Genomic DNA, 624 nt, shown 5'->3' with positions numbered 1-624 from the left:
AGGCTGACAACCCGGCCGCTGTGTCGATCCTCATGACCCTGTGGCGGGACGAGAACGCGTTGTTCCGCCAGAAGCTGGCCAAGGAGTCCATGCGCACCTCGGTGCCCATGCTCGAAGCCGTCATCCGCCAGGGCTGCGACGAAGGCGTGTTCGACGCCGGGTTCCCGCACGAGGCGGCGATGTTCATCGCGGGCCTGGACGGCGTGCTCGCCGATGCCTTCGCCGTCGCGATGGAACAGGACGGATCCCGCGGGATCGACGCCGGCGGACCCCGCGCGCAGCGTGTGATCGGCGCCTACCTGCAGGCGATCGAACGCATCCTCGGGTTGCCCGACGGCTCGCTGGCGCCCGTTGCCGAGGGGCCTGCCGCCGCGGTACGGGAGACGTAGCCAGGTCGAAATCGATCGGGCTCGCGGCCGTACCGCGCGCGACGTCCAGATTTTGCCGCCCCGTCAGCGCGCGCTTGTCCACCGTTGCGGTGAACCACCCCGTAAGCTCGTTAGCGTGCAGCGACGAATCATGGGCATCGAGACGGAATTCGGTGTGACCTGCACCTTCCATGGCCATCGCCGGCTCAGTCCCGACGAGGTTGCCCGCTATCTGTTCCGGCGGGTGGTGTCGTGG

2 protein-coding genes are annotated in these 624 nt (G+C 68.3%); both read left to right on the top strand.

What is annotated here, in order from left to right; all coding sequences use genetic code 11:
* Positions 1 to 389: hypothetical protein (locus RM572_RS28715; protein WP_311676298.1), on the top strand; the 389-nt coding region annotated here is incomplete at its 5' end.
* A 115-nt stretch (positions 390 to 504) separates the two neighbouring features.
* The coding region (locus tag RM572_RS28710; protein ID WP_231968679.1) for a proteasome accessory factor PafA2 family protein at positions 505 to 624 on the top strand (120 nt) is incomplete at its 3' end.

It is taken from the genome of Streptomyces hazeniae, assembly GCF_031845485.1.
Taxonomy (GTDB): domain Bacteria; phylum Actinomycetota; class Actinomycetes; order Streptomycetales; family Streptomycetaceae; genus Streptomyces; species Streptomyces hazeniae.
This window is presented reverse-complemented; position numbering and strand designations above follow the sequence as displayed.